This is a genomic window from Ralstonia sp. SA306, assembly GCF_054792405.1.
In genome coordinates this window covers 114902-140464 of record NZ_CP096452.1, presented here as the reverse complement: position 1 = coordinate 140464, position 25563 = coordinate 114902, and the positions used below count along the sequence as shown (strand labels likewise).

The following is a 25563-nucleotide window of genomic DNA, read 5'->3' as shown; positions in this document are numbered from 1 at the left end:
GCGCTCAGCTGCGGTTATCTGTGGGTGAAGCGCCGGGGGTCTGGTCGCCGGGGTCGTGCAGCTTGTCGCGGGTGATGCCAGGCGGCACCTCGCCCTGGCGCATGCGGCGCAGCGTGTCGTGCGGGCTCTGCTGCTTGGGTGCCGTGCTGCCGGTGCGGCCGACTTCCGCATTGGCCGGCCGGTCGCCCGGCTTGCGGTGCGATTCGGCCTGTTCCCAATCAGCCTTGCGTTGTTCGGCGTCTCGGTTTTCCTTCTGTTGCTTGTTTCGCATGGCTGGCTCCGGTGTGCGTGTGTGCAAAATCAGCGACGCTTGCGGATCAGGCTGACCTGTCCGTTGCGCTCCAGGATGGCGGCCTCCACATCGTCGAGCGTGCGCGAGCCTAAGGTCTGGCGCACGCTCTCTTGCAAATCGCCCACGGTGATGAGCGCGGCATCCATCTGCCCTTGGTCGAAGCGCCCTTCGCGATAGACCTCGCGTTCGCGCCCCGCGATGAGCCGGTCCAGCTTCGGCAGCCGCACGCATGCCCACCCCAGCAGGCGGTGCACGGCCACCAGCGCGAGCGACGCCGACACCGTGGCCACAAACGGCGAGGCCCCGACAATCGCTCGGCTCAGCGTCGCGCCCAGCAACACGGCGACAACGAAGTCGAACGGCGCCCGCTGGCCGAACGAGCGCCGGCCCGACAGGCGCACCAGCGCCAGCCCGATGGCGAACACGACCACCGCGCGCAATGCGGTTTGCAGCGGGTTGAGATCCTTGCCTTCGCCAAACAGGAACAGCAGCGTGTCCATGGCGCCTCCCGTGGTCGATGTGGAGTCTGTTCCACCAGCAGAGCAAGCGGCGTGCCGCACGGCATGCGCCCGAGAGTGCATCTCACGCCGCGTTCGGGCGCAATGGCATGCCGCGTGCTGAAAGCCGGCGTATCCACACTTTCATAGCGAGCCCGCCATGCCCGACCAGCCACAGCAGCAACCGCCACAGCACCAGGACCGTCAGCCCGGCACCGAGGGCAACATGACGCCACGCCCGCGCGCGGAGATGGAGAATTACGTCGGCAGCGGCAAGCTCACCGACAAGGTCGCCATCATCACCGGCGGCGACAGCGGCATCGGACGCGCCGTCGCCATCGGCTTCGCCAAGGAAGGCGCGGACGTGCTGATCGCCTACCTGGATGAACACGACGACGCCAACCAGACCTGCCGCCTGGTACGCGCCACGGGCCGCCGCTGCGAAGCCATTGCCGGCGACCTGGGCGACGAAGCGCATGCACGCGCAGTAGTTACGCAGGCGGTGGCCATGTTCGGCAAGATCGATCTCGTGGTCAGCAATGCGGCAGAGCAGCATCCACAGCAAAGCCTGGCCGACATTGATGCGGCGCAGCTGGAGCGCACGTTCCGCACCAATGTCTTTGCGATGTTCTATTTGATACGCGCGGCGCTACCGCACTTGCATGAAGGCGCGCGCATCATCGCGACCACGTCGGTCACGGCGTTTCGCGGCAGCGGGCACCTGGTGGACTACGCCGCCACCAAAGGCGCGATCGTGGCGTTCACCCGCTCACTGGCGCAGCAGTTGGCGGACAAGGGCATCCTGGTGAACGCCGTGGCGCCGGGGCCGATCTGGACGCCGTTGATCCCGTCCACCTTCGATGCTGAGCACGTCGCCAAGTTTGGCAGCAAGGAGCCATTGGGCCGGGCCGGCCAGCCGGATGAAGTGGCCCCCTGCTACATATTTCTTGCGTCTGCCGATGCGAGTTACATGACGGGGCAGACGCTGCATCCGAATGGGGGGGAGATCGTCAATGGGTGACGGGGTGGCGATGCTCCCCCCCCTTCCACATCATCAAAACGCCGTCCGCATCCCCACCATCGCACCGAGCTGGTTCACGCCCTTGGCGGGCGTGGTGCCGCCGCCTCCGGCGCTGACGGAATACTGCGCGTTGGCGCTGTTCCAGAGATAGCCAGTCTGCGCATACAGCGCCGTGCGCTTGGACAACGCATAGACGCCGCGCAGCACGGCCATCGTTGCGCTGCGGCTCTGGTCGGCATTGACGATACGGAGCAGGCCGGCATCGAGCGTGAGCGCACCCGTGAGCGGATAGCTGCCGTTGACGAAGTACAGGTTGGAGCGGACATCCCCAGCAACGGCTTGCAGGTGGCGGCCGATCCAGCCGACGCCAAGCTTGGCGTTGCCGAGCTTCACATAACCGTTGGCGACGATGCGGCGGTCCTTGTCGCCCGCATCGGTGAACGCGATGGGCGCGCTGCCGTTGAAGAACGATGCAGTAGCCCCGGTGCCGCCGCGCTGCTCTTCGTAGGCGCCGGCCACACCAAAGGTGGCGGCGTCGTACTTCACCATTGCCGACATGGTGCGGCACGCCGATGCATTACCCGCTACCTCTCCCGCACACGTGCCGGACGCGGGCACACCGCCCGCGGCATCGTGGCCGAACGAATACGTGGCGCCCACCGTCAGGCCGCTGAAGGTGCCCTTGTAGGCGATGGTGTTGTCTGTGCGGGCGTTGGGGATGTAGGCGTCCAGTGAACCGATGGCGTACTGGCTGGGGCCGAGAATGTCAGCATCGGCCAGCGACAGAAACACCATGCTGTACTGCCGGCCCAGCGTGACGGTGCCGTAATCGCTTGCGAGCCCGACCCACGCCTGCCGGCCGAAGAGACGACCGCCCTGACCGGAGGTGCCGGTGTCTGTGTTGAAACCGCTTTCCAGCGTGAACACGGCCTTCATGCCGCTGCCCAGGTCTTCAGCGCCGCGCAGGCCCCAGCGCGAGGGCAACGTACCCGTCACCGAGGGGATGCGTGTTAGGCCATTGCCGTTGGCGTTGGCATGGCTCACGTATTCGATGCCGGTGTCGATCAGGCCGTAAAGCGTGACGCTCTGGGCGTTGGCCACGCCGCTGGCGAGTGCGCAGGTGGCCGCTGCCAGCGCGAGACAGTGCGTGCGCAAGGTGGTGGTTTGCATGTGGGGCCCCTCCTAGGGTCGAGCCGGTCCCGCCCCCCATGTCTGGCGGGCCGGCAGTTTGGAATGCGTGGAAGGCGCCATCCGGGCGGACGGCGCGAGAAAGAAGAAGCGCTGTGTCAGTCCTGCACGCGCGGCCGCTTGAGCAGCAGCAACGCCGCCAGCGCCGCAACAACGGTGACGGGGATGCTCGCGCCGATGATGGTGGTGGCGTGCTGCCCCATCGCCAGCAACTGCCCCGCCAGCAACGGCCCGGCGATCGAGCCCAGCCGGCCCACCGCCACCGCCGCGCCCACCCCGGTGCCGCGCACGACGGTCGGGTAGTACGCCGCCGCCAGCGCATACAGCACCGATTGCGCGCCGATCACAAACAGCCCGGCCATGAACGCCCCGGCCGACATCGATGCCATACCGCCCGCAGCGGCCAGCAACGACAGCGCCGCGATGATGCCGACATACATGCCCGACACCACCCAGCGCGGGCGCGCCGCGTCCATCAGCATGCCGATACCCAGCGCACCGGCGCCGCCACCAATGTTGAACAGGATCTGCACCATGCCCACCTGCGGCCGGCTCAGCCCCTGCGCGGCCATCAGCGAAGGCAGCCAGTTGAGCAGGAAATACAGCACGATCAGCGTGAAGAAGTAGCTGACCCACAGGAACAGCGTGGCGGCCGTGCGGCGCTCGCCAAACAGTGCCCATGACACGGGCGGTGGCTGGATGGCGCCACGCTGTGCGCTGTCGAACCGGCGCGATTCCTGCAGCGTCAGCAGCAGCGGCACCACGACCAGCGGGCCGAAGCCGCCCACGTAGAAGATGTGGCGCCAGCCGGAATCGCCCGCGCTCAACATGCCGACCACCGCGGCGATGGCGCCGCCAAACGGGATGCCGCAATACATGACGCTCACGGCGGTGTTGCGCAGGCGTGTGGGTACCGCTTCGGCACACAACGCGATCAGGTTGGGCATGGCAGCACCCAGGCCGATGCCGGTGGCCACGCGGATCATCAGCAGGCTGTTGAAATCCCACACGTGCGCCGTGGCGATTGAAAAAATGCCAAACAGCGCCGTGGCCAGGATCAGCACACGCTTGCGGCCGATGCGATCGGCCAGGCGGCCGCCCAGCATGGCGCCCGGCAACAGGCCGAACGTGCCGGCGCTAAAGGCCAGGCCCATCTGCCCGACCGATAGGCCGAACTCGCGCGCCATGCGCGGCGCGGCCACGCCGATGGATTGCAGATCGAGCCCTTCAAGCAGTGCAACGATGAAGCACAGCCCGAGGGTCATGGCGACACCGGGGCCAACGTTCTCCCGGGTCAATGTCGTGGTGGTGGTTTGCATGGCGTCTCCTTCCGGATGTTGGGCGGCCGTCATTGGCAACTGAAGCTCGACGCGTCGTTGACGTTACCGGTGCCCGTATAGCGGGCGTTCTTCGGGTACGCGCACAGCGGGCGCGTGCGGTCGTGGCCGGCGGAATTCCAATCGCTGGGCACTTCGGCATTGGGCACGGCGTTGGCAGGGCCGCGCGCGGTGGCGACCACGCTGTCGGGCGCCACGCCGTGTTCCACCCAGGCCACCAGCGGCGTGAGCATGTCGAACTGGTCGGCGGTCGGGCCGCCCGCGCAGTGGTTCATGCCGGGCACCGGATAGAAGCGCGCGAAGTTGCTGGCATCGCCGCCGTTGGCAGCAGCCAGGCGCTGGTACCAGTCGGTCGTATCGTCGGACGAGAACACCGGGTCGCTCGTGCCGTGATAGACCATCAGCTTGGCGCCGCGCCCCTTGAGCGTGCCGAGGTTGGTCTCGTCGGGCGGCGTCATGAACGACCAGGCGGATTCGGTGTACGTGGCGTCGGTGGCGAAGATCTTCGGCGCGTCGGTGTCCATGTTGAACGCCAGGCCATACGCGGTGAGTGACGTAATGGCGGATGCGGGCTGCGGCGTGGTCGTAAACACGAACGCCAGTGCTGCGGGGTCGAGCTGAATGGAGTTGCCCTGCTTCCAGGCAGCCCAGTTGCTGCCGCTGATACCGGCATCAAACGAAAAGCCCGAATACAACGCCTGCCCTGCGCTGTTGTGCGCGCCGGCAAACAGATTGGCCATCACGGTCTTCTGCGCGGCGGTCAGGCAAGTGCCGTCGCGTGCGCCGGTGCAGGTCGGCACATCGTTAGCGAGGCTGAAGGCCGTCTGGCACGCCTTGAGGTTGTTGATCATGCCGTCGGTCGTGCCATCCAGCGCATCGCACTTGGCGAGCACGTGGCTGGCCACCATGGCGCGCTCCGTTGCGCTCAGGGACGTGGTGATGTCCGGAAAGCCGGCACTGGTGTTGGCCGTGGCCACCGTCGCCAGCTGCTGCGCGCTGTACACCTCGTTGATGGCCGCCTTGGGCAGATGGAAGCCCGGGTCGCCGGCAACGATGCCGTCATACGCATTGGCCGAGCGCGCAGCGGCCACCATCGCATGGCGCCCGCCGTTGGAGCACCCGCCAAAGTAGCTGCGGTCCGGCGCCTTGCCGTACACCTGCGCGATCATCGACTTGGCCATTGGCGTGAGCGTGGCGACGGCGTTGTAGCCGTAGTCGAGGCGCGCCTGCGGGTCACGCCCGAACAGCGGCACCTGGCTGCCGTTATGCCCAGCATCCGAACTGATCACGGCAAACCCCGAGCCCAGCGCACTGCTCACGGGCCCGCCACCCAGCGCGCCCAGCGCGGTGGCCACCGAGCCATCCAGCCCGCCGTTGGCCTGATAGAAGAAGCGACCATTCCACGCCTTGGGCAGGCGCATTTCAAAACCGATGGCGTAGGTCTTGCCGTCTACCGGGCTCACGCGCGTGTTCATGGTTCCGGTGATCAGGCAATGCTCGGGCACGGCGTTGCCGCCAACGGTCAACGTGCCTGCCGCCACGGTAGAGACGGCGGTGATGCTGGTGTTGGCAAAGCTCAGCTTGCCGGCAAAGCTCTCGCACGTGGTGGCGAGCGTCAAACCGGTGGCAGGCGTGAGTTGTGGCAGTTGCGATGCTTGCGACGTTGATGCGTCGCCTGTGCTGTCGTCGTTGCAGCCGGCGCAGCTCAGCGCGAGGGCGAGCGCGGTCAGCGCCATGCCCCGTGACATGACGGTCTTCATGAGTCTCCTCCTGGGTGGATGAACCAGTCTTTGCCGGTTGGTCGTATTGCTGCGTTGGGATCAGCCCGCGCGGATGACAGCGGGATCGCCATCGCGATACAGCGTGTCGACCTGCTCTGCACGGTGGGTCAGCACGGCACGCTGGTTGAGCGTGCCCTTGTCGGTGATCTCGCCACGGTCCAGCGACGGCGGCGCGTCAAGCAAGCGCAGCCGCGCCACGCGCGTGGCGCTGCCGGTGGCCGTGGCGTTCAGTTCATGCAGCAGCGCGGCAAATGCGGCGCGCACGGCGGGGGCAGCCAATACTTCGGCCACGCCCGCGGTGGCCGGCAGGCCAGACAGGCTGCGGCATCGCTCCATTTGCGGAAACACCAGCAAGCCGATGTCATCGCGGTTCATGCCGGCAATAACCACGTCCTGCACGTACGGCGCGCCCGCCGCAATCACGCGGGCGCGCAACGGCCCCACGCTCACGAAGGTGCCGGAGCTGAGCTTGAAGTCCTCCGCGATGCGGCCATCGAAGACGAGGCCCTTCTCGGGGTGCTCCGGGTCGTAGAAACGCAGCGCGTCGCCGCTGCAGTAATAGCCGTCTTCGTCGAAAACGGGAGCCGCGGGCTCTTCGCCCAGGCGCCAGTAGCCACGCATGACGTGCGGCCCGCGAAAACGCGCCTCCAGCTTGTCGCCCACGGGCACGAGCTTGAGTTCGCACCCCGGTGCCGGCGTGCCGACATAGCCGGAGCGCATGATCGGCGCGGTGGTGAACAGGCAGCACGGCGAGGTCTCGGTCATGCCCAGCCCGGCCATGATGCGGATGCGCTCGCCGCAGTGCTGGCCGGTCACGCGCTCCAGCCGGTCCCATGCCTCTTGCGACAGCCCGGCACCGCCAAAGAAGTAGAGCTTCACGCGCGAGAAGAAGCGCTCGCGCAACGCCGGGTCCCGTTCCAGCGCCAGCGCGAGTTCTTCCCACCCCTTGGGCACGTTGAAATACGCGGTGGGCGCGATCTCGTGCAGGTTGCGCAGGGTCTCGTCGAATTTGCCCGGCACGGGCCGGCCGTCATCGATGTAAAGCGTGCCGCCGTTGTAAAGCACGATGCCAACGTTGTGGCTGCCGCCAAAGGTGTGGTTCCAGGGCAGCCAGTCCACCAGCACCGGCGGTTCCTTGGCAAATTCGGGAATGGTCTGGCGCAGCATCTGCTGGTTGCTGCACAGCATGCGGTGCGTGGTCGGCACGGCCTTGGGCGCGCGTGTCGAGCCGGAAGTGAAGAGCACCTTCACCAGCGTATCGGGGCCGGTTGCGGCCTGCGCGGCGTCTGCTGTCGTTACGGGCGTCTGCAGCAGCGTGCCGAAGGCTGTAGCGCTGCGCCCCGGCAGTATGCCGTCGCGCGTGATCACCTCCACGCCCTCCGGCACCACCGCATCGATGGCTTTGGCAAAGGCCGCGCCATCTGCCGCATAGACGAGCCCCGGCGTGAGCACATCAAACACGTGGCGCAGCTTGCCAAAATCCGTCGACACCAACGCATACGGCGGCGACACCGGCGCGTACGGCACACCCGCCCACATGGCGCCCAGGGCCAGCTGCAGATGCTCAAGATCATTGCCGGACAGAATCGCCAGCGGGCGCTCGGTGGAGACACCACGATCCAGCAACGCCTGGCCGATGGCGCGGGCGCGCTCCAGCATCTCGCGATACGTCAGCTTGATCCACGCGCCGTCTGCCCCGCGGCGTGCAGCCAGCACACGATCCGGATGGCGCTGCGCGCCCGCCACGAGGCAGTCGGTCATGCGTTGCGGATGCTCGGCAAGCGCCTCGGTATTGCGCACGTGCCAGACGGTGCCGTCGCGCGCGTCCATCTCGCAACGCGCAGGCGCATCGCTCACGGCAACCTGCCTGTATGGGTGATTTGGCACACCTGCCGGGGGCGGCATGTGATGCCCGGTTTGAACCTGCCGGCCTTGAGCCTGCATTTCGACGTGATTCACGTCTTGTCTCCTGAATGCGCCGCCCGTTTTATGGTTGTGGTGGGCGGCTGCCGAACTTCAGATCGGTTAAATCGGATAGTGGCGCGGCGTATTCTGCAAGGTGATCCAGCGCAGCTCCGTAAATTCCGCAATCGATGCCTTGCCGCCAAAACGGCCATAGCCACTGCTCTTCACGCCGCCAAACGGCATCTGCGCTTCATCGTGCACGGTGGGGCCGTTGATGTGGCAGATGCCCGATTCGATACGCTGCGCAACCCGCATGGCGCGCGACACATCGCGGCTGAACACGGCGGCCGACAAGCCGTATTCGCTATCGTTGGCCAAGCGGATCGCCTCTTCGTCGCCATCCACGCGCGCCACCGTCACCACGGGGCCGAACGATTCCTCGTTGTACAACCGCATGGCAGGCGTCACGCCATCCACGATGGCCGGCTGCACGATGGCGCCATCCATGTGCAAGCCAACGGGCAGCGCGGCGCCGAGCGCGCGGGCATCTTCCACCAGCGCCTGCACGCGCTTGGCCGCATCCACGCTCACCATCGCGCCCAGCTGCGCGGTGGCGTCGGTCGGGTCACCTGCGCGAAGCGTGCGCGCCTTGGCGGCCAGCTTGTCGACGAGGGCATCGGCAATCTTGCGATCGACGATGACGCGTTCGGTCGACATGCAGATCTGCCCCTGGTTGAAGAACGCACCGAAGGCAATCGCATCCACCGCGGCGTCGAGATCCGCATCGTCCAGCACCAGCACCGGCGCCTTGCCGCCCAGCTCCAGCAGCGCTGGCTTCAGATGCCGCGCGGCGTGCTGCGCAATGATGCGCCCCACGTGCGTCGAGCCCGTGAAGTTCACGCGCCGCACGGCCGGGTGCGCGATCAGGCGTTCCACCACCTGGGCCGCATCGGCCGGCGCGTTGCTCACCACGTTGACCACACCGTCGCCCAAGCCAGCCTCTTGCAGCACGGTGCCGATCAGCCGGTGCACGCCCGGACACATCTCCGAGGCCTTCAACACGACCGTGTTGCCGCACGCCAGCGGCATCGCCAGCGCGCGCGTGCCCAGGATCACTGGCGCGTTCCACGGCGCAATGCCCAGCACCACGCCGCACGGCTGACGCACGGCCATCGCAAAGTTGCCCGGCACATCGGACGGGATCACGCTGCCGTCGATCTGCGTGGTCATGGAGGCAGCTTCGCGCAGCATGTTGGCCGCCAGCATGACGTTGAAGCCGATCCAGTTGGGGCTGGCGCCGGTTTCGGCTGCGCCGGCATGGATGAATGCCTCGGTGTGCTGGTCCATCAGGTCGGCCGCCTTGAGCAGGCGCTTGCGGCGCTCGCCCGGCGGTAGCGCTGCCCACGCGGGGAAGGCATCGGCGGCGGCCTGCACGGCGGCGTCCGCATCCTCCAGCGTGGCAGCCGCCGCGCGCGAGGCGACCGCGTCGTTGACTGGGTTGCGGCGCTCGAAGGTGGCACCGTTGGCGGCTGGCCGGCTTTGACCGCCGATCAGCAAGGTCACAAGCTGAGTCACGTCAGGCATGGGTTCGTCTCCGGGGGCGTTGGAGGGAGCGGATCAGGCGCGCTTGTATGCCTGCAGACCCGGCTTGATCGACTTGTCGTCCAGGAACTGCTTGAGGCCCTGCTCGCGGCCGCCCTCAGGGTCCCGCAGCGTGGCCTGGTCGAGCTTGGCGTACAGGTAGTCCTCGTTCTGCTCCCACGTCAGCTCGCGGCTGCGCTTGAAGCCGTGCTTGGCGGCACGCAGCACCACCGGGTTCTTCTCCAGCAGCTTCTCGGCCAGCGCCACGGTGCGGGCGCGCAGGTGGGCGCGCGGCACGCTCTCGTTGACGAGCCCCATGGCGGCGGCCTGCTGGCCTGTGAAGGTCTCGCCGGTCATGATGTAGTAGAGCGCCTGACGGTGGCCAACGGTATCCGCCATCGCTTTGCTGACGAGGTTGCCCGGCGGGATGCCCCAGTTGATCTCCGACAGACCGAAGGTGGCCTCGTCTGCGGCAATCGCCAGATCGCACGCCACCAGCGGCGAAAACCCGCCACCGAAGCACCAGCCGTTGACCATCGCGATGGTCGGCTTGGCATACATGCGCAAGAGCTTCCATTGCCACTGGCAGGCGTCGCGGCGGATCTTCTCCTGCAGGATCTCGGGGCCCGCGTCCACTTCGCGGAAGTATTCCTTCAAGTCCATGCCGGCCGTCCATGCATCGCCCGCGCCGGTCAGCACCAGCACCTTGGCATCGGCATCCAACTCCAGCGCTTCAAGCACCTGGATCATCTCCGCGTTGAGCGTCGGGCTCATGGCGTTGCGCTTCTCGGGGCGGTTGAACGTCACCCATGCAATGCCCTGGTCCACCTTCACGTCCACGGTCTGCCAGCGCCCTTGGTAATCAGCCATTTCCATCTCCTTGATCAGTCGGCTTGCTTGAGACACCCGCCGCCTTGTGTGTGCGGCGCGTCTCAGCTTGGTGCCCATTTAATATCAGGTAACCTGATATCACAAGGAGATTATCATTGCCGTAAACCCTGATCCGAACGACACGTAGCAGAATGTGCGCATCTGCATAGGTGCACACCCACTCACATCCATGGCGGCCACACGAACCAAACGCAACACCCCCCAGCCCGCGCAAGAGGGCGCCCCTGCAACGTCTGCCCGACTGCCCTACCTGATCGGCCGCACCGACCGCATCGTCAAGCGCCGCCTGGGCGAGGCGCTGGCGCCGCATGGGCTGACAGTCCCGCAGTTCACCGCGCTCTCTGTGCTGCATGCGCGCGGCAGCCTGTCGAACGCGCAACTGGCGGAACGCTCTTTCATGTCGCCGCAATCGGCCAATGAAGTGGTGAAGACGATGGAAGCGCGGGGCTGGGTGACGCGCACGCCCGATCCGACGCACGGCCGCATCGTCATGCTGGGCCTGACCGACGAAGCGCTCGCGCTGCTGGCGCTATGCGACGAGGCCGTCAGCCGGCTGGAGAAGGAAATGTTGCAGGGAATCGACGTCGCGCACGCCGCATTGCTGCACGATCTGCTGCTGCAATGTGGGCGGAATCTGCGCTGAGCGGGCGCCTTCAGTTGCCCCGGCGGCCGCCGTTATTCAATGTAATAAAGTCTGATCATAGGAACATTCTGATCGACACCCCTCGGCGATAGAATGGCTGGTCGCCGCCGTTCGAGCGGCCTTCGTCCCCCATCAACGCACCGCGGTTCTGAAACACCTCCATGTGGATTGTCCAACTCGCGCTGCGAAGGCCGCTGACGTTCATCGTCCTCGCCCTGCTGATCCTGCTGGCGACGCCGTTTACGCTCATGCGTACGCCAACGGACATCTTTCCGGAAATCGATATTCCGGTCGTCAGCATCATCTGGAATTACAACGGCCTGCCCGCCAAGGAGATGGCCGACCGCATCGTGTCAGTCACGGAGCGCAGCCTGACGACCACCGTCAACGACATCGAGCACATTGAATCGCAATCGTTGAACGGCATCTCGATCGTCAAGGTGTTCTTCCAGCCGACGGCCAACATCCAGACCGCGCTGGCGCAGATCGTTTCGGTGTCGCAGGCGCAGGTGCGGCAGTTGCCACCGGGAACGACTCCGCCGCTGATCATCAAGTATTCAGCGTCGAGCATTCCGATCCTGCAACTGGGCCTGTCGAGCAACACGCTGTCGGAGCAGGAACTCAATGATGCGGCGCTGAACTTCCTGCGCCCGCGCCTGATTACGGTGCCTGGCATCGCCGTGCCGTTCCCGTATGGCGGCAAGAGCCGGCAGATCACCGTCGATCTCGACACGCAGAAGCTGCTGGCGCAGGGCTTGACGCCCGTGGACATCGTCAACGCGGTGGGCGCGCAGAACCTGATCCTGCCAGCGGGCACGCAAAAGATCGACGCCACCGAATACGGCGTCACGCTCAACGGCACGCCCGGCAGCATCGCCGCGCTCAACGCCATTCCGGTCAAGACCAGCAACGGCGCGACGCTGTACCTGGGCGACGTGGCCCATGTGCGCGACGGTTTCTCGCCGCAGACCAACGTGGTGCGCCAGGATGGCCAGCGCGGCGTGCTGCTGTCCATCCTGAAGAACGGCGGTGCGTCGACGCTGGATATCGTCAGCAATATCTACAAGCTGCTGCCCACCGCCGCGGCGGCGCTTCCGCAAGACATCAAGATCACACCGCTGTTCGACCAGTCGCTGTTCGTGAAAGCGGCCATTGAAGGCGTGATTCGCGAGGCGCTCATCGCCGCGTGCCTGACCGCCGCCATGATCCTGCTGTTCCTCGGCAACTGGCGAAGTACGGCCATCATTGCGGTGTCGATTCCGCTGTCGATCCTGTCGTCGATCATCGTGCTGCACCTGCTGGGCGAGACCATCAACCTGATGACGCTCGGTGGCCTCGCACTCGCGGTCGGGATTCTCGTGGACGATGCCACCGTCACCATCGAGAACATCGAGCGCCATCTGCACGAAGGCAAGGAGCCCGTTACCGCCATCCTGGACGGCGCGGCCGAGATTGCCGTGCCGGCCTTTGTGTCGACGCTCTGCATCTGCATCGTGTTCGTGCCGATGTTCTTCCTCACAGGCGTGGCTCGCTACCTGTTCGTGCCGATGGCCGAAGCGGTGATCTTCGCCATGCTGGCGTCGTATGTGCTGTCGCGCACGCTGGTGCCGACGCTGGTGATGATGTTCATGACCGGGCACACGCAAGACGCCAAGAAAGCCGACGCAAAACCGAGCACGTTCGGCCGCATCTACCGGGCGTTCAACACGCAGTTCGAGCACATGCGCGGCAATTACGCCGCCGTCCTGGGCGGGTTGCTGGAGCGCCGCCGCGTGTTTGCACTGTCGTTCCTGGGCTTTTGCGTGGCGTCGTGCGCGCTGTTCCTGGTGCTCGGCCGCGACTTCTTCCCCGATGTGGATGCAGGCCAGATCCGCCTGCACATGCGGGCACCGTCGGGCATGCGCATTGAAGAGACAGCGCGCCTGGCCGACGAGGTGGAAACCACCATCCGGCAAATCATTCCCAAGAATGAGCTGTCGACCATCCTGGACAACCTGGGCGTGCCCAACTCCGGTATCAACCTGTCGTACAGCAACGCGGGCACCATCGGCACGCTCGACGGCGAAATCCTGATCGCCCTGCACGAAGGCGAGCGCAAACCCAGCGCTCAGTACATCCGCCGCCTGCGCGAAGAATTGCCGAAACGGTTCCCGGGCGTGGAATTCGCCTTCCAGCCCGCCGACATCGTCAGCCAGATCCTGAACTTCGGCCTGCCGTCGGCCATCGACGTGCAGTTCTCGGGCGCAGACGTGGCCACCAACAAGCAGCTCGCGGGCATGCTGGCCAACCGCATCAAGCAGATTCCGGGCGCGGTGGATACACACGTGCACCAGCGCTTCGACCAGCCCACGCTGGCCTTGAACATGGACCGCACCCGCATCCAGCAGGTGGGCCTGGAAGGGCGCGACGTGGCGCAGAACCTGCTGGTGTCGCTCAGCTCCAGCTTCCAGACCTCGCCCACGTTCTGGCTGAACCCGATCAACGGTGTGGTGTACCAAGTGGCCGTCACAAGCCCGCAGTACCGCGTCGACTCTCTTGATGCGCTGCTGCGCACGCCGGTGGCGGGCTCGCGCGGTGGCGCTGCACAGGCAGGCGGCCCGCAGTTGCTGGGCAACCTCGTGCAGGTCGGCCCCGGGGTGCAGCCGCAGGTCGTTTCGCATTACGACATCACACCCGTGGTGGATGTGTACGCCGCCGTGCAGGGCCGCGACCTGGGCGCCGTCGCCAAGGAAGTGCAGAAAGCCGTTGACGACATTCGTCCCAAGCTGCCGCGCGGCGCGCAGGTCACGGTGCGCGGCCAGGTGAAGACGATGGAATCGTCCTTCGTCGGCCTGGGTGTGGGGCTGGTGATGGCGATCGTGCTGGTGTACCTGCTGATCGTCGTGAACTTCCAGTCGTGGATCGACCCGCTCATCATCGTGACGGCCCTGCCGGCCGCGCTGGCGGGCATCGCCTGGATGCTGTTCGTGACGGGGACCACGCTGTCGGTGCCGTCACTCACGGGCGCGATCATGACGATGGGTGTGGCGACGGCCAACTCGATTCTGTTGATCTCGTTCGCCCGGGAGCGATTGGCCGAAGGCATTGCGCCTGTGCAGGCCGCGCTGGAAGCGGGCGCCACACGCCTGCGCCCGGTGTTGATGACGGCCCTGGCGATGATCATCGGCATGGTGCCCATGGCGTTGGGCCTGGGCGAAGGCGCAGAACAGAACGCGCCGCTTGGGCGCGCGGCGATCGGCGGTCTGCTGTTTGCGACCGTCTCGACCCTCTTCTTTGTTCCGGTGGTGTTTGCCAGCGTGCACAACAGATTGCAGCGGCGCGCCGCCCGGCGTAGTCACGATTTGCGGGGAAGCGAAGGACATGTCTGAACAAACATCCGGTGCCCATTCAGGGCCGCATTCAGGGCCGCATTCGGGGCACCTCGCGGGCGGCCCGCCCCACCACGTCGTCACGGTGGACCCGATCGAACAGGTCGACCGCGGCCCCGCCATGCGCCGCGCACGCTGGGTCGTGATTGCCGTGGGGGTGCTCCTGGCGCTGGGCGCTGCGCGCACGCTGGTCGGCCGCTACTACAACGCGCATGCGCTGGAGCGGCAGGTGAATGCGCAGACCAGCCGCTACGTCACCACCATCGCCCCCAAACCGGCCCACACCAATCGCGAACTGACGCTGCCAGGCACGCTGCAGGGCTACGTTGAATCGCCCATCTATGCGCGCACCAGCGGTTACGTGCTGCGCTGGTTCAAGGACATCGGCGCGCACGTCGACAAGGGCGAAGTGCTGGCGCTGCTCGACACGCCAGAAGTGGACCAGGAACTGAACCAGGCGCAGGCCACGCGCAACCAGGCCGCCGCACGCAAGGCGCTGGCGCAGACCTCGCTCACGCGTTGGCAGAACCTGCGCCAGAAAGACGCCGTCTCGCAACAGGAACTGGACGAGCGCACCAGCGCCGCCAACCAGGCCCAGGCCGACCTGGCTGCCGCAGAAGCCAACGTGCGCCGCCTGCAGGAACTGCAAGGCTTCCGCCGCGTGGTGGCCCCCTTTGCGGGCGTGGTGACCAAGCGCAATGTCGACGTCGGCGCGTTGGTCAACGCCGGCAACGCGGGCGCCAACCGCGAGCTGTTTACGCTTGCGCAGACCGATCCGCTGCGCATCTACCTCTACGTGCCGCAGGCGTATTCGCAACAGGTGAAGGTCGGGCAGGACGTGGCCGTGACGCTGGCCGAGCTGCCGGGCCAGACCTTCCACGGCACCATCGCGCGCGCCTCCGGCGCCATCGACGCCACCACGCGCACCATGCAGGTGGAAGTGCAGTTACCCAACAAGGACGGTCGCCTGCTGCCCGGCGCCTATGTGCAGGTCGCCATCAAGGGCAAAGCCACCGGCGACGAAGCCGGCGCGAGCGCGAAGGTAGATGCACCGGTTGCATTCACGGTGCCAACCAACACGCTGCTCTTCCGCAAGGAGGGCCCGCGCATCGCCGTGGCAGAGAACGGCCACGTCGACCTGCGCCCCGTCAACATCGGGCGCGACTACGGCCGCACGGTAGAAATCATCTCCGGCCTGAAGGCGACGGACGCGCTGATCCTCAACCCGGCCGATTCGATCGAACAGGGCGAAGCGGTGACCATCGTCACGCCTGCCCCGGCATCGGCACCCGCGGCTTCCGCGCCACACGCATCATGATCGACCGACCGCGACTGCGTACCACCGCGCTGGCGGCATCGATGATCGTCTCGCTGGCCGGCTGCTCGCTCGCGCCGACCTACGAGCGCCCGGCCATGGACGTGCCCGCGCACTGGCAGACCGAAGCGCCCTGGCGCGCCGCGCAACCCGCCGACGCCACGCCCAAAGGCCCCTGGTGGCAGCGCTTCAACGATCCGCAGCTCGACAAGCTCGTCACGCAGGCGCTGGCGCACAACCAATCGCTCAAGGTTGCGTTGTCGAACCTGGAGCAGGCGCAGGCTCAGACGCGCGTCGCCCGCGCAAGCCTGCTCCCCACCCTCACGGCCACCAACAACGACACGCGCACGCGCACGTCGTCGGAACGGCCGCTCTCTTCATACACGAGCCCGACGATGTCGACCGTGCAGAGCGACTTCGTCCTGCGCGCCGACGCGAGTTACGAAGCCGATCTGTTCGGCCGCGTGCGCAACACCGTCGCCAACGCCGCCGCAAGTGAAGAGCAGGCGGGCGCCAATTTCGAGAACTTCCGCCTGCTGCTTGCCGCGCAGGTCGCCACCACCTGGTACAACCTGCGCGAGACCGATGCGGAAATCGCCGTGGTGCAGGAAGGTTTGGCGCTGCAGCATAAGGCGCTCGATTTCGTCACCTCGCGGCATCAGGACGGCGTGGCCTCGGGGCTCGATCTGGCGCAACAACAAGCGCTGGTGGACAGCACCGCCACGCAGGCCGAACTGCTGACCAAGCAACGCGCGCAGTACGAACACGCGCTGGCGACGCTCGTCGGTACACCCGCCCCGGCCTTTCATCTGGACCCCGCACCGCTGGCGGGCACCGCGCCGCAGATTCCGGTGGCGCTGCCCTCCGACGTAATCGAACGCCGCCCCGACGTGGCCGCCGCAGAGCGCGGTGCAGCGGCCGCCAACGCGCAAGTGGGCGTGGCACGTGCGGCCTTCTTCCCGAGCGTGATGCTCAACGGCGGCGCCGGTTGGGAAAGCCGCGATCTTGCGCTGTTGTTTTCTGCGCCTACGCTGCTGTGGTCGTTCGGCACGCAGATCGCCCAGACGGTGTTCGACGCTGGCCGCACACGGGCACGCGTGGACATTGCCAATGCGGCCTACCAGGGCGCGATCGCCAACTACCGGCAGACGGTGCTGGGCGCGTTGCAGGAAGTGGAAGATGGACTGGCCGGGCTGCAATCGCTGGACCGCGCGGCAAACCAGGCGCGCCATGCCGTGGAAAGCGCCCGCAAGGTCTACGACATTGCGAGCGTGCGCTACGAGGGCGGGCTCGCAACTTCGTTGGACGTGATCACCGCGCAGCAATCACTGTTGAACAACCAGCGCACGGCCGTGCAGATTCTCGGCCAGCAGATGACGACGAGCGTGTTCCTCGTCAAGGCGGTGGGCGGCGACTGGAACCACGCCGCGCCTGCGCCAGCAGCCACGCAGTAGGCGTCAGGCAACGCGGCGCAGAAAACCCGCGCCAACAAAGAGACCGCCCAGCCAGCTGAGCGTGAGCGCCACGGCAACGAGCATTTCAAGCAGATCGGTGGCATCGCCAGGTATGCGCAGCGCCAGCGCAATCACCAAAGCCATCAGCACACCCGCGGCCAGCACGCTCACCAGGAGCGCGCCCAGCCCGGTCGACAACGTGCGTACGACGGGCGGATGCACATGCGCCGGCGGACACAGCTCTGACATGCGCGCACGCACATAGGCCGCCGTGCGGGTGCCATCTGTGGCGTCGGCGTGATGCCGCATGACGTGCATCCAGGTTCGGGTGTCCAGCACCCCGGAACTCAGTTCCTGTGCAACGCGCCGCAGGGCCGCGCGTTCGCGTGCGTGGTCGGTGGCGTCAGAGGGCGTTTCATTGGGGGCGGGCTTGTCGAACACGGCCGGTGCTGCAGCAGGATCGGTCAGCCGCACCTCATGCCGATAGGTCACGCGCACGCGGCGCGAAAACCAGATGTACGCTGCCGAGCCGATGAGCAGCAGCGCCTCCGCTGCCAGCAGCAGCGTGATCGGCATGCGCCCCGCCGTACCGCCGGAGGCTTGCATGGTCCACGCGTGGATGCCGCCGCTCATGGCCAGCGTGGCCAGCAGCTGGAGCACGCCGTATCCGAGCCACACCATCGGAAACCAACGCACACGCAAGAAGGCCAGGGTAACGAGCCCCAGCGGGAAGACGAGCCCAGCCAGTGCCGGCACCGCCCGCGCCGGCCCGCCGTTGGCCTCGCCGAGCGTGAGCATCATGCCCATCGCCAGCACGATCGCCAGCGCCGGCAGCGTGTTCAGCCACAGCAGTGTCACGAGCCAGCCGCGCACGCCGTACAGGCGATGGGCCCGCGCGCGCGCCGCCGAAATTGCCATCCAACTCTCTTGCATGAAGCTCCCCGACCGGGTCTGCCATGCGTCGCATGTGGCGCAGCATGACTTCTGAATTTTCGCGATTGTGTCACCGGGGCAAGGCAGTTGCCCCCCTCCAAAGTGGGGACAGCACCACATTGTTGTCAATGTCTTGGCGGATCCAATGCCAGCAAGGCATTGCGGGTGATTAGTTGTTCTTAACTCAGATATTGAAAACGCTGAGTGTTGTATTGACGCCTGCGCGCAAGCGCTCCTGCACCGCGAACCCCTGCATGTCCGTTCCGCATACCGGCCCGAACCATTTGCATGTCATGTGGGCAACCAGGCTCCTTACACTCGCTGCACACCACGAGGAAGCCGATATGCGCCCATACCGTTTGCCGCAGTGCCTGCTGTCCGCCCACACCCTGAGCCTTGCGCTCGCTGGTCCGGTCAGCGAGCGCACGCACCGCTGATATCTACGGCATCAAAGACCGCGGCACTGTGCAGCCCGGCAAGTTTGCCGATCTGGTCATCCTCGACCCTGCCACCTACGCCGACCGTGCGCGCTATGACAGCCGGGGCTGCCGCCCGTGCGTGTGCGCTGGCTGCTGGTCAATGGCACGGTGGTGGTGGCCGACGGCAAGGCTGCGCCGGATGTTCTGGCGGGGCGGGCGCTGCGCAAGTCAGCCGCTCAGATCACGTCGCCAAGTTCGCGCACATCGGTGCCGGTGCAGCACGCGAGTATCTCGGCGTCTTCCTTGCTGACGGAGAGATAGACGTGCCCGACTGCGCTGTCGAAGTACAGGCTATCGCCGGGCGCCAGGCGAAAGGCTTCACCGTTTTCGAAGCGCAGTTCGATCTCGCCGCCCAGCACGAAGACGAACTCCTCGCCGGGGTGGCGGATGTAATCGGGAAAGTCGTCGACCGAGCGTGCGCGGATGTGCGCGCGCATCGGCAACATGCGTTTGCCGGTCAGTGCATCGGCCAGCATGCCGTATTCGTAATTCGGCGTGTCATAGATGACTTGGCCGCCCGAGGGCGTGAAGGTCGGGCGCAATGGTCCGGCATCCGGCGTGCGGCGCCGGCCGAGCAGTTGCTCGAACTCCAGCCCCAATGCCTGCGCCAGGCCGGCAAACTTTTCATACGTCAGCGCAATGTCGCCGCGCTCGGCTTTGGAGATGGTCGACAGCGCCACGCCAGAGCGCTCCGACAGCTCTTGCAGCGTCAGCCCGCGCACCTTGCGTGCCTCGCGAATGCGCGCGCCGACCTCTTGGTGATTGAGCTGCGCCGGTGCCTCGTCGATTGGATGGGCCTGGATAGCCGCTTTTGCGCTAGATGCCACGCATGTCTCCGGGTTTTCTCGTATACGAGAATTTGATTTTTCTCGTATACGATAACTCAAACCCTCCCCAGCCTCCAACCTAGGAGAGCAGCCCGTGTCGACACTCGCCCTCGACAGCCGCCCCGCGCTGTCACGCACGCAAGTCATTGCCGCCACTACCATCGGCACAGCGCTGGAGTTCTACGACTTCACCATCTACAGCTACTTCGCCATCCAGATCGGGCAACTGTTCTTTCCATCGGCATCGCCGGTGAACCAGTTTCTGTTGTCGATCGGGGTGTTTGGCGTGGGCTTTGTGGTGCGGCCGCTCGGCGGCGTCATCATCGGTGCCTATGCTGACCGCGTCGGCCGCAAGAAGGCGATGGTGCTGACCATCATGATGATGGCGCTGTCGTGCGCGCTGATCGCCACGGCGCCCACCTACGCCACGGCCGGCATCTTCGCGCCGATGATCGTGCTGGCCGCGCGCCTGATGCAGGGCTTTGCAGCAGGTGGCGAATTCGGGCCCGGCACCACGCTGCTCGTCGAATACGCCAGCGACCGCACCCGGGCGTTCTTTGCGAGCTGGAACTTTGCGGCAACCGCACTGGGGCTCGCGCTGGGCGCGGCGGTCGCCACGCTCATCAACGTGACGCTGTCCAAAGAGGCGGTGCTCGCCTGGGGCTGGCGGCTGCCATTCCTGCTGGGCATTTTTGCGGCCCCGGCCGGCATGTTGATCCGCCGCCGGCTGGAAGAAACGCTCGACCGCCGCGATGCGGCGCCCGGCCACGCCAGGCCGCAGGGCGCCCTCAAGGCCGCGCTGACCACGCATCTGAAGCTGACCATTCTCGGCACCTTTGCGGAGCTTGGCGGCTCGGTGTCGGTGTACATCACCGCGTTCTTCCTCCCGAGTCACGCGGTGCGCACGCTGCATATGTCGCCCACGGCGGCAGTGGCTTCCGGCGTGGTCAGCTCGCTCGTCCTGTTTGTGGCCGCACCGATTGCCGGGCGCATGGCCGATCGCTACACCCGCAAGCGCTTGCTGGTCACCTCGCGCATCATCATGCTGCTGGCGGTCTACCCCGCGTTTGCCTTTCTGGGCGCGCATCCAACGCCGCTGGCGCTGTACGCGGTATCCGCATTGCTGGCGGTATTCGTCGCCGCGCAGATCGTGCCCGTGCTGGTGATGATCCCGGAGCTGTTTCCCAAGCATGTGCGCGCCACCGGCATTGCACTCACGTATGTGGTGAGCGCATCGTTCTTCGGCGGGTTCTCGCCGTTCATCGCGAGCTGGCTGGTGGAGCGCACGGGCAACCCGCTGGCGCCGGCGTGGTATGTGGCGGCGGCATGCCTAGTGTCACTGGTGCCGGTGATCTGGCTGCGGGACCGTACCGGCGAAGCGCTTTAAAGGGAATGTTCATGTCGCACAACGACACACTCGTCAGCCGTTCTGCCGTGGAATTGCGTCGGATGATCGGCGCCAAGGAAATCTCGCCCGTCGAGTTGCTCGACGCCTGCATCGAGCGGATCGAAGCCATCAACCCAGCCGTGAATGCCATCACGGCGACGTGCTACAGCCAGGCCCGCGACGCCGCCCGTGCGGCCGAGCGTGCCGTGCTCAATGGCGAACCGCTCGGCTTGCTGCACGGCCTGCCGCTGGGCGTGAAGGATCTGGAAGACACCGCCGGCCTGCTCACCACGTACGGCTCGCCCACCGCACGCAGCAACGTGCCGACGCAGGATGTGCTGCTGGTCGAGCGCCTGCGCGCAGCGGGCGCCGTGCTGGTGGCAAAGACCAACGTGCCGGAGTTCGGTGCCGGCGCCAACACGAGCAACCCGGTGTGGGGCGCGACAGGCAACCCGTTCAACCCGATGCTGAATGCAGGCGGTTCGTCGGGCGGGGCGGCAGCGGCGCTGGCGTGCGACATGCTGCCCGTCTGCACGGGCTCCGACACCGGCGGCTCGCTGCGCATTCCGGCATCCAAATGCGGTGTGGTCGGCTTTCGGCCATCGCCGGGTCTGGTGCCGAATTCGCGCAAGAAACTCGGCTGGACGCCCATTTCGGTGGTCGGCCCGATGGGACGCACCGTGGCCGAAGCCTGCCTGCAACTGGCCGCCACGGCGGGCCTGGCGGCAAGCGATCCGCTCAGCTTTCACGTCGATCCACTGAGCTTTGCCACGCCCGCGCCCGTCGATCTCTCCACCCTGCGCGTCGGCTGGACAGAGGACTTCGGCTGCTGCGATGTCGATGCCAGCATCCGCACGGTCTTCCGCGAGCGCATGGCCGCCATCGCGCCGATGTTCCGGTCGTGCGAACCCGTGCAGTTCGACCTGGGCGAGGTGCATCGCTGCTTTGACGTGATCCGCGCAGAGAGCTTCGTCGCCGGCCTGCACGACGCCTACACGCGCGACCCGGCATCGATCGGTCCCAACTCGCGCGCCAACTACGAGCTGGGCGCCGCCATGACGCTCGCTGACTGCGCGTGGGCCCAGGCTGAACAGACGCGCATCCTCAAGCGCTTCCAGGCGGCCTTCGGCCAGTACGACGTGATCCTGTCGCCCACGACGCCGGTGTCGCCGTTTCCATGGAGCGAGCTGTATGCCACGCACATCGACGGCCGCGCGCAGGAGAACTATTACCGCTGGCTGGCGCTGACGTACGTCGTCACGCTGACCACGCACCCGGCGATCTCCTTGCCATGCGGTGTTGACCACGCGGGCATGCCGTTCGGCCTGCAGATCGTCGGGCCCTTTCACGGCGATCGCAAGACGCTTGCCGTGGCGCATGCGCTTGAGCAGGCTTTCGATGCGTCTGCTACGCTGCGGCGGCCGCGTCCGGACCTCGCCAGGCTCACGCAACCGACGCCTGCACTCCAATCCATCGTCACCGCGCCACCGGTGTTCGATGCCGCCACGAGCGGCATGGGCACCTCGGCCGTCTGAACCTACAACGACCTCCTCGACATGACCGATATCCAACGCCTCCACACCAACGCCCGCATGAGCCAGATCGTGATCGCCAACGGCATCGTGCATCTGGCGGGGCAAGTGCCCGACGTCGATTTCCTGTCGGTGACGGAGCAGACCAACAATATCCTCGAGCGCATCGATGCCCTGCTCGCCGAAGCGGGCGTGGACAAGACGCGACTGATTTCCGCCAACATCTGGTTGACCGATGCCAAGCACTTTGCCGAGCTGAACGCGGCCTGGGAGGCCTGGGTGCCGGCCGGCCACGCACCCACACGCGCCTGCGTGCAGTCAGGCCTGATGCGCCCGGGCATTGACGTGGAAATTGCCGTCACGGCGTTGGCCAAGCGTTAAGGAGCGGGTTGCCATGCGCTTCGACACCCTTGTGCTGGGCGCCGGCATTGTCGGCGTATCGGTGGCGGTGCATCTGCAGAAACGCGGGCGCGCCGTCGCCCTGGTGGACCGCCGCGCGCCGGGCTTTGAGACGTCGTTCGGCAATGCCGGGCTGATCCAGCGCGAGGGCGTGTATCCGTATGCGTTCCCGCGCGACCTGTCGACGCTGTTGCGTTATGCGAGCAATACGTCGGCGGACGTGCATTACCACCCGGGCGATCTGCCCCGGCTGCTGCCCTTTCTGTGGCAGTACTGGCGCAATTCGCACCCCGCGCGGCACGCGGCGATTGCACGTGCGTATGCGCCGCTCATCGCACATAGCGTGAGTGAGCACCGCGCACTGGCCGAAGCCGCCGGCGCCATGCATCTGATCCGCCCCAGCGGCTGGATCAAGGTCTTCCGCAACACGGCCACGCAGGACAAGGAAACGCGCAACGTCGAACGCTGGCAACGCGAGTACGGCGTCGCCTTTGAAGCGCTGGACCCTGCGCGCCTGCGCACGGTTGAACCGCATCTGGATACATCGCTGCTGGGCGGTCTGCGCTACACAGAAGCCGATTCCGTGAGCGACCCGAACGCCCTGGTCACGGCCTATGCGAAGTACTTCCAGCAACTCGGCGGCCGCCTGTTTGAAGCCGATGCCAACACGCTCACGCCCAACGCACCGTGGCTGCTGCAAACCAAGGAAGGCGAGCTGCGCGCCGACAACGTCGTCATCGCCATGGGCCCCTGGGCGGACGTCATCACCTCGCGCCTGGGCTACAGCCTGCCGCTGGCCGTCAAGCGCGGGTACCACATGCACTACGCGCCCGCGCAAGGTGCGCAGTTGAACCATCCCGTGCTTGATGCCGACGGCGGATATGTGCTCGCACCGATGGCGCCCGGCATTCGCCTGACGACCGGCGCGGAACTCGCGCACCGCGATGCACCCAAGACGCCCGTGCAACTCAACGCCGTCGAGCCCGTCGCCCGCAAGCTCTTTCCGCTGGCCGAACGTGTGGATGCGGAACCGTGGATGGGCGCTCGCCCCTGCACGCCCGACATGTTGCCGATCATCGGGCCCGCGCCGCATCATCCCAGCCTGTGGTTCGCATTCGGCCATGCACACCACGGCCTGACGTTGGGGCCGATTACCGGGCGATTAATTGCAGAAATGATGACGGGCGAGACACCCACCGTGGATGCTCGCCCGTTCCGTGCACAACGCTTCTGGGATTCAGCGCGCTAGTTCAACCCGCCCTGGCACAGGTACTTGATCGACAGATAATCGTCGAGCCCGTACTTGGAGCCCTCGCGGCCGTAGCCCGATTCCTTCACGCCGCCAAAGGGCGCCGCCTCGCTGGCAAGCGCGCCTTCATTGATGCCGACGATGCCCGCTTCCAGCGCGCGTGATACCCGCTCGATGCGGCGGATGTCCTGCGTGTAGAAGTACGACGCGAGGCCGAACGGCGTGTCGTTGGCGGCCTGCACGGCTTCGGCTTCATCGACAAAGCGGAACAGCGGCGCAACGGGGCCGAACGTTTCTTCGCCGCACAGGGCCATGCCGCTGTTGGCGTCGGCCAGCACGGTGGGCGCATAGAAGTGTTCGCCAACTTCCGGCAAGCGCTTGCCACCGGCCAGCACGCGCGCACCGTTGGCGACGGCGTCCTGCACGTGGCGTTCGATCTTGTCGACAGCGCGGGCGTTGATCATCGGGCCGATCTGCGCATCCGGATCGGTGGCGGGTGCAACTTTCAGCGCGGAAACCCGCTCGGCCAGCATGGCACCAAAGCGCTCATACACGCCGGCCTGCACGTAGACGCGATTCGGGCACACGCACGTCTGGCCGCCGTTGCGGAACTTGGCCGCCAGCAAACCCGTGATGGCCGCATCGAGGTCCGCGTCGTCAAACACGATGAACGGCGCGTTGCCGCCCAGCTCCAGCGACAGCTTCTTCAGCGTGCCCGCCGATTCCCGTGCCAGATACTTGCCCACCGGCGTGGAGCCCGTAAAGGTGATCTTGCGCACGCGGCTGTCGTGCAGCCAATCGGCCACGGCCTCGATGCCGCGATCACGCGAGGCGGAAATCATGTTCAGCACGCCCGGCGGCAGCCCCGCTTCCTGCGCAAGCTGCGCCAGCGCGAGCGCCGTGAGCGGCGTGTCTTCCGCCGGCTTGGCGACGACGGTGCAGCCCGCCGCCAGCGCCGGCGCGATCTTGCGCGCAATCATCGCCAGCGGGAAATTCCACGGCGTGATGGCCGCCACGATACCCACGGGCTCCTTGACGGCGCTCATGCGTTTGCCGCGCTGCTGTTGCGGGATCAGATCGCCATAGATGCGCGTGGCCTCATCGGCAAACCACGCGACGTACGAGGCGCCGTACATGACCTCGCCGCGCCCTTCGGCAAACGGCTTGCCCTGCTCCAGCGAAATCAGCCGCCCCAGCGCATCGGCATTGGCGACGATGGCCGCGTGCCAGCGGCGCAAGATTGCAGCGCGTTCGGCAGGCAGCGTATCGCGCCACGCGGGAAAGGCGCGTGCTGCCGCGTCGGTGGCGGCACGCGCGTCTGCGGCGCTGCTGTCAGGCACGTTGGCGATGAGGCTGCCGGTGGCAGGGTCCGTCACGGCAAAGCGTGCGCCGTCTGTGCTGGCAACCCATTGACCGTCGATCAGGTTGTCGGTGCGCACGAGCCCCGTCTGACGGAGTTGGTCGAAGCTGAAAGCCATCGTCGA

At 66.4% G+C, this 25563-nt stretch carries 20 protein-coding genes; 9 read left to right on the top strand and 11 right to left on the bottom strand.

Annotated features, from left to right (window positions below):
- Window positions 1-4: 4 nt before the first annotated feature.
- Both M1D44_RS17250 and M1D44_RS17245 read right to left on the bottom strand, forming a co-directional pair.
- Window positions 5-271 (bottom strand): hypothetical protein, encoded by a 267-nt coding sequence (locus tag M1D44_RS17250; protein WP_112186876.1) that lies wholly within the window; start codon window positions 269-271, stop codon window positions 5-7.
- 29 nt (window positions 272-300) lie between these two features.
- A complete protein-coding gene (locus M1D44_RS17245) occupies window positions 301-792 on the bottom strand; it encodes a DUF421 domain-containing protein (RefSeq protein WP_316853490.1) in 492 nt (163 codons plus the stop codon).
- A 157-nt stretch (window positions 793-949) separates the two neighbouring features.
- On the opposite strand from M1D44_RS17245, the gene M1D44_RS17240 reads away from it, so the two are divergent.
- Window positions 950-1810, top strand: a complete 861-nt coding sequence (locus tag M1D44_RS17240; RefSeq protein ID WP_316853489.1) for an SDR family oxidoreductase — start codon at window positions 950-952, stop codon at window positions 1808-1810.
- 33 nt (window positions 1811-1843) lie between these two features.
- Here M1D44_RS17240 and M1D44_RS17235 read toward each other — a convergent pair whose 3' ends face one another.
- The 6 genes from M1D44_RS17235 to M1D44_RS17210 all read right to left on the bottom strand — a co-directional run bounded on the left by M1D44_RS17235 (window position 1844) and on the right by M1D44_RS17210 (window position 10472).
- Window positions 1844-2980, bottom strand: a complete 1137-nt coding sequence (locus M1D44_RS17235) for a porin (RefSeq protein ID WP_024977965.1) — start codon at window positions 2978-2980, stop codon at window positions 1844-1846.
- Window positions 2981-3096: 116 nt separating this feature from the next.
- Window positions 3097-4317, bottom strand: coding sequence for a 3-(3-hydroxy-phenyl)propionate transporter MhpT (gene mhpT / locus M1D44_RS17230; RefSeq protein WP_024977966.1), 1221 nt, complete (start codon window positions 4315-4317; stop codon window positions 3097-3099).
- A 29-nt stretch (window positions 4318-4346) separates the two neighbouring features.
- Complete coding sequence (locus tag M1D44_RS17225) at window positions 4347-6095, bottom strand: tannase/feruloyl esterase family alpha/beta hydrolase (RefSeq protein WP_316853487.1); 1749 nt, start codon at window positions 6093-6095, stop codon at window positions 4347-4349.
- Between the two features lie 60 nt (window positions 6096-6155).
- On the bottom strand, window positions 6156-8021 hold the full coding sequence (locus M1D44_RS17220) for a feruloyl-CoA synthase (protein WP_428984665.1): 1866 nt from the start codon (window positions 8019-8021) through the stop codon (window positions 6156-6158).
- Between the two features lie 120 nt (window positions 8022-8141).
- The gene (locus tag M1D44_RS17215) at window positions 8142-9605 is read right to left on the bottom strand and encodes an aldehyde dehydrogenase (protein WP_112186869.1); all 1464 of its coding nucleotides are present in this window, start codon (window positions 9603-9605) and stop codon (window positions 8142-8144) included.
- Window positions 9606-9638: 33 nt separating this feature from the next.
- Window positions 9639-10472, bottom strand: coding sequence for a p-hydroxycinnamoyl CoA hydratase/lyase (locus M1D44_RS17210; RefSeq protein ID WP_024977970.1), 834 nt, complete (start codon window positions 10470-10472; stop codon window positions 9639-9641).
- Window positions 10473-10662: 190 nt separating this feature from the next.
- Here M1D44_RS17210 and M1D44_RS17205 point away from each other — a divergent pair, with 190 nt between their 5' ends.
- The 4 genes from M1D44_RS17205 (at window position 10663) to M1D44_RS17190 (ending at window position 17273) form a co-directional block, all read left to right on the top strand.
- The gene (locus tag M1D44_RS17205; protein ID WP_024977971.1) at window positions 10663-11136 is read left to right on the top strand and encodes a MarR family winged helix-turn-helix transcriptional regulator; all 474 of its coding nucleotides are present in this window, start codon (window positions 10663-10665) and stop codon (window positions 11134-11136) included.
- Between the two features lie 161 nt (window positions 11137-11297).
- On the top strand, window positions 11298-14504 hold the full coding sequence (locus M1D44_RS17200; RefSeq protein WP_316853486.1) for an efflux RND transporter permease subunit: 3207 nt from the start codon (window positions 11298-11300) through the stop codon (window positions 14502-14504).
- Window positions 14497-15822 carry an efflux RND transporter periplasmic adaptor subunit gene (locus M1D44_RS17195; RefSeq protein ID WP_316853485.1) on the top strand — a complete coding sequence of 442 codons (1326 nt, stop codon included), beginning with the start codon at window positions 14497-14499 and terminating at the stop codon, window positions 15820-15822. Before M1D44_RS17200 ends, M1D44_RS17195 begins: the two co-directional genes overlap by 8 nt.
- The gene (locus M1D44_RS17190) at window positions 15822-17273 is read left to right on the top strand and encodes an efflux transporter outer membrane subunit (RefSeq protein ID WP_428984664.1); all 1452 of its coding nucleotides are present in this window, start codon (window positions 15822-15824) and stop codon (window positions 17271-17273) included. The genes M1D44_RS17195 and M1D44_RS17190 overlap by 1 nt, the downstream gene beginning before the upstream one ends.
- 3 nt (window positions 17274-17276) lie before the next feature.
- Here the strand turns inward: M1D44_RS17190 and M1D44_RS17185 are convergent, their stop codons facing one another.
- On the bottom strand, window positions 17277-18191 hold the full coding sequence (locus M1D44_RS17185) for a hypothetical protein (RefSeq protein ID WP_316853483.1): 915 nt from the start codon (window positions 18189-18191) through the stop codon (window positions 17277-17279).
- A gap of 670 nt (window positions 18192-18861) precedes the next feature.
- Window positions 18862-19512: a helix-turn-helix domain-containing protein gene (locus tag M1D44_RS17180; RefSeq protein ID WP_316683546.1), complete on the bottom strand. Its 651-nt coding sequence runs from the start codon at window positions 19510-19512 to the stop codon at window positions 18862-18864.
- Between the two features lie 94 nt (window positions 19513-19606).
- Between M1D44_RS17180 and M1D44_RS17175 the strand changes: the two genes are divergently transcribed.
- Genes M1D44_RS17175 through M1D44_RS17160 form a run of 4 tightly spaced genes read left to right on the top strand, consistent with a single transcriptional unit; the run spans window position 19607 to window position 24079 of the window.
- A complete protein-coding gene (locus M1D44_RS17175) occupies window positions 19607-20899 on the top strand; it encodes an MFS transporter (protein ID WP_316683545.1) in 1293 nt (430 codons plus the stop codon).
- A gap of 11 nt (window positions 20900-20910) precedes the next feature.
- A complete protein-coding gene (locus M1D44_RS17170) occupies window positions 20911-22434 on the top strand; it encodes an amidase (RefSeq protein WP_316853482.1) in 1524 nt (507 codons plus the stop codon).
- Between the two features lie 21 nt (window positions 22435-22455).
- Entirely contained in the window at window positions 22456-22812 is a 357-nt protein-coding gene (locus tag M1D44_RS17165) for a RidA family protein (RefSeq protein ID WP_024977979.1), read from the top strand.
- A gap of 13 nt (window positions 22813-22825) precedes the next feature.
- Window positions 22826-24079 (top strand): NAD(P)/FAD-dependent oxidoreductase, encoded by a 1254-nt coding sequence (locus M1D44_RS17160; RefSeq protein ID WP_316853481.1) that lies wholly within the window; start codon window positions 22826-22828, stop codon window positions 24077-24079.
- Here the strand turns inward: M1D44_RS17160 and M1D44_RS17155 are convergent.
- The gene (locus M1D44_RS17155) at window positions 24076-25557 is read right to left on the bottom strand and encodes an NAD-dependent succinate-semialdehyde dehydrogenase (RefSeq protein ID WP_316853480.1); all 1482 of its coding nucleotides are present in this window, start codon (window positions 25555-25557) and stop codon (window positions 24076-24078) included. The genes M1D44_RS17160 and M1D44_RS17155 overlap by 4 nt on opposite strands.
- Between the last annotated feature and the right edge of the window lie 6 nt (window positions 25558-25563).

Excerpts from the sequence above, each read along its gene's own strand:
- M1D44_RS17250 (WP_112186876.1), bottom strand. The coding sequence starts at position 271 with ATGCGAAACAAGCAACAGAAGGAAAACCGAGACGCCGAACAACGCAAG.
- M1D44_RS17245 (WP_316853490.1), bottom strand. The coding sequence starts at position 792 with ATGGACACGCTGCTGTTCCTGTTTGGCGAAGGCAAGGATCTCAACCCG.
- M1D44_RS17240 (WP_316853489.1), top strand. The coding sequence starts at position 950 with ATGCCCGACCAGCCACAGCAGCAACCGCCACAGCACCAGGACCGTCAG.
- M1D44_RS17235 (WP_024977965.1), bottom strand. The coding sequence starts at position 2,980 with ATGCAAACCACCACCTTGCGCACGCACTGTCTCGCGCTGGCAGCGGCC.
- mhpT (WP_024977966.1), bottom strand. The coding sequence starts at position 4,317 with ATGCAAACCACCACCACGACATTGACCCGGGAGAACGTTGGCCCCGGT.
- M1D44_RS17225 (WP_316853487.1), bottom strand. The coding sequence starts at position 6,095 with ATGAAGACCGTCATGTCACGGGGCATGGCGCTGACCGCGCTCGCCCTC.
- M1D44_RS17220 (WP_428984665.1), bottom strand. The coding sequence starts at position 8,021 with ATGCCGCCCCCGGCAGGTGTGCCAAATCACCCATACAGGCAGGTTGCC.
- M1D44_RS17215 (WP_112186869.1), bottom strand. The coding sequence starts at position 9,605 with ATGCCTGACGTGACTCAGCTTGTGACCTTGCTGATCGGCGGTCAAAGC.
- M1D44_RS17210 (WP_024977970.1), bottom strand. The coding sequence starts at position 10,472 with ATGGCTGATTACCAAGGGCGCTGGCAGACCGTGGACGTGAAGGTGGAC.
- M1D44_RS17205 (WP_024977971.1), top strand. The coding sequence starts at position 10,663 with ATGGCGGCCACACGAACCAAACGCAACACCCCCCAGCCCGCGCAAGAG.
- M1D44_RS17200 (WP_316853486.1), top strand. The coding sequence starts at position 11,298 with ATGTGGATTGTCCAACTCGCGCTGCGAAGGCCGCTGACGTTCATCGTC.
- M1D44_RS17195 (WP_316853485.1), top strand. The coding sequence starts at position 14,497 with ATGTCTGAACAAACATCCGGTGCCCATTCAGGGCCGCATTCAGGGCCG.
- M1D44_RS17185 (WP_316853483.1), bottom strand. The coding sequence starts at position 18,191 with ATGGCAATTTCGGCGGCGCGCGCGCGGGCCCATCGCCTGTACGGCGTG.
- M1D44_RS17170 (WP_316853482.1), top strand. The coding sequence starts at position 20,911 with ATGTCGCACAACGACACACTCGTCAGCCGTTCTGCCGTGGAATTGCGT.
- M1D44_RS17165 (WP_024977979.1), top strand. The coding sequence starts at position 22,456 with ATGACCGATATCCAACGCCTCCACACCAACGCCCGCATGAGCCAGATC.
- M1D44_RS17160 (WP_316853481.1), top strand. The coding sequence starts at position 22,826 with ATGCGCTTCGACACCCTTGTGCTGGGCGCCGGCATTGTCGGCGTATCG.
- M1D44_RS17155 (WP_316853480.1), bottom strand. The coding sequence starts at position 25,557 with ATGGCTTTCAGCTTCGACCAACTCCGTCAGACGGGGCTCGTGCGCACC.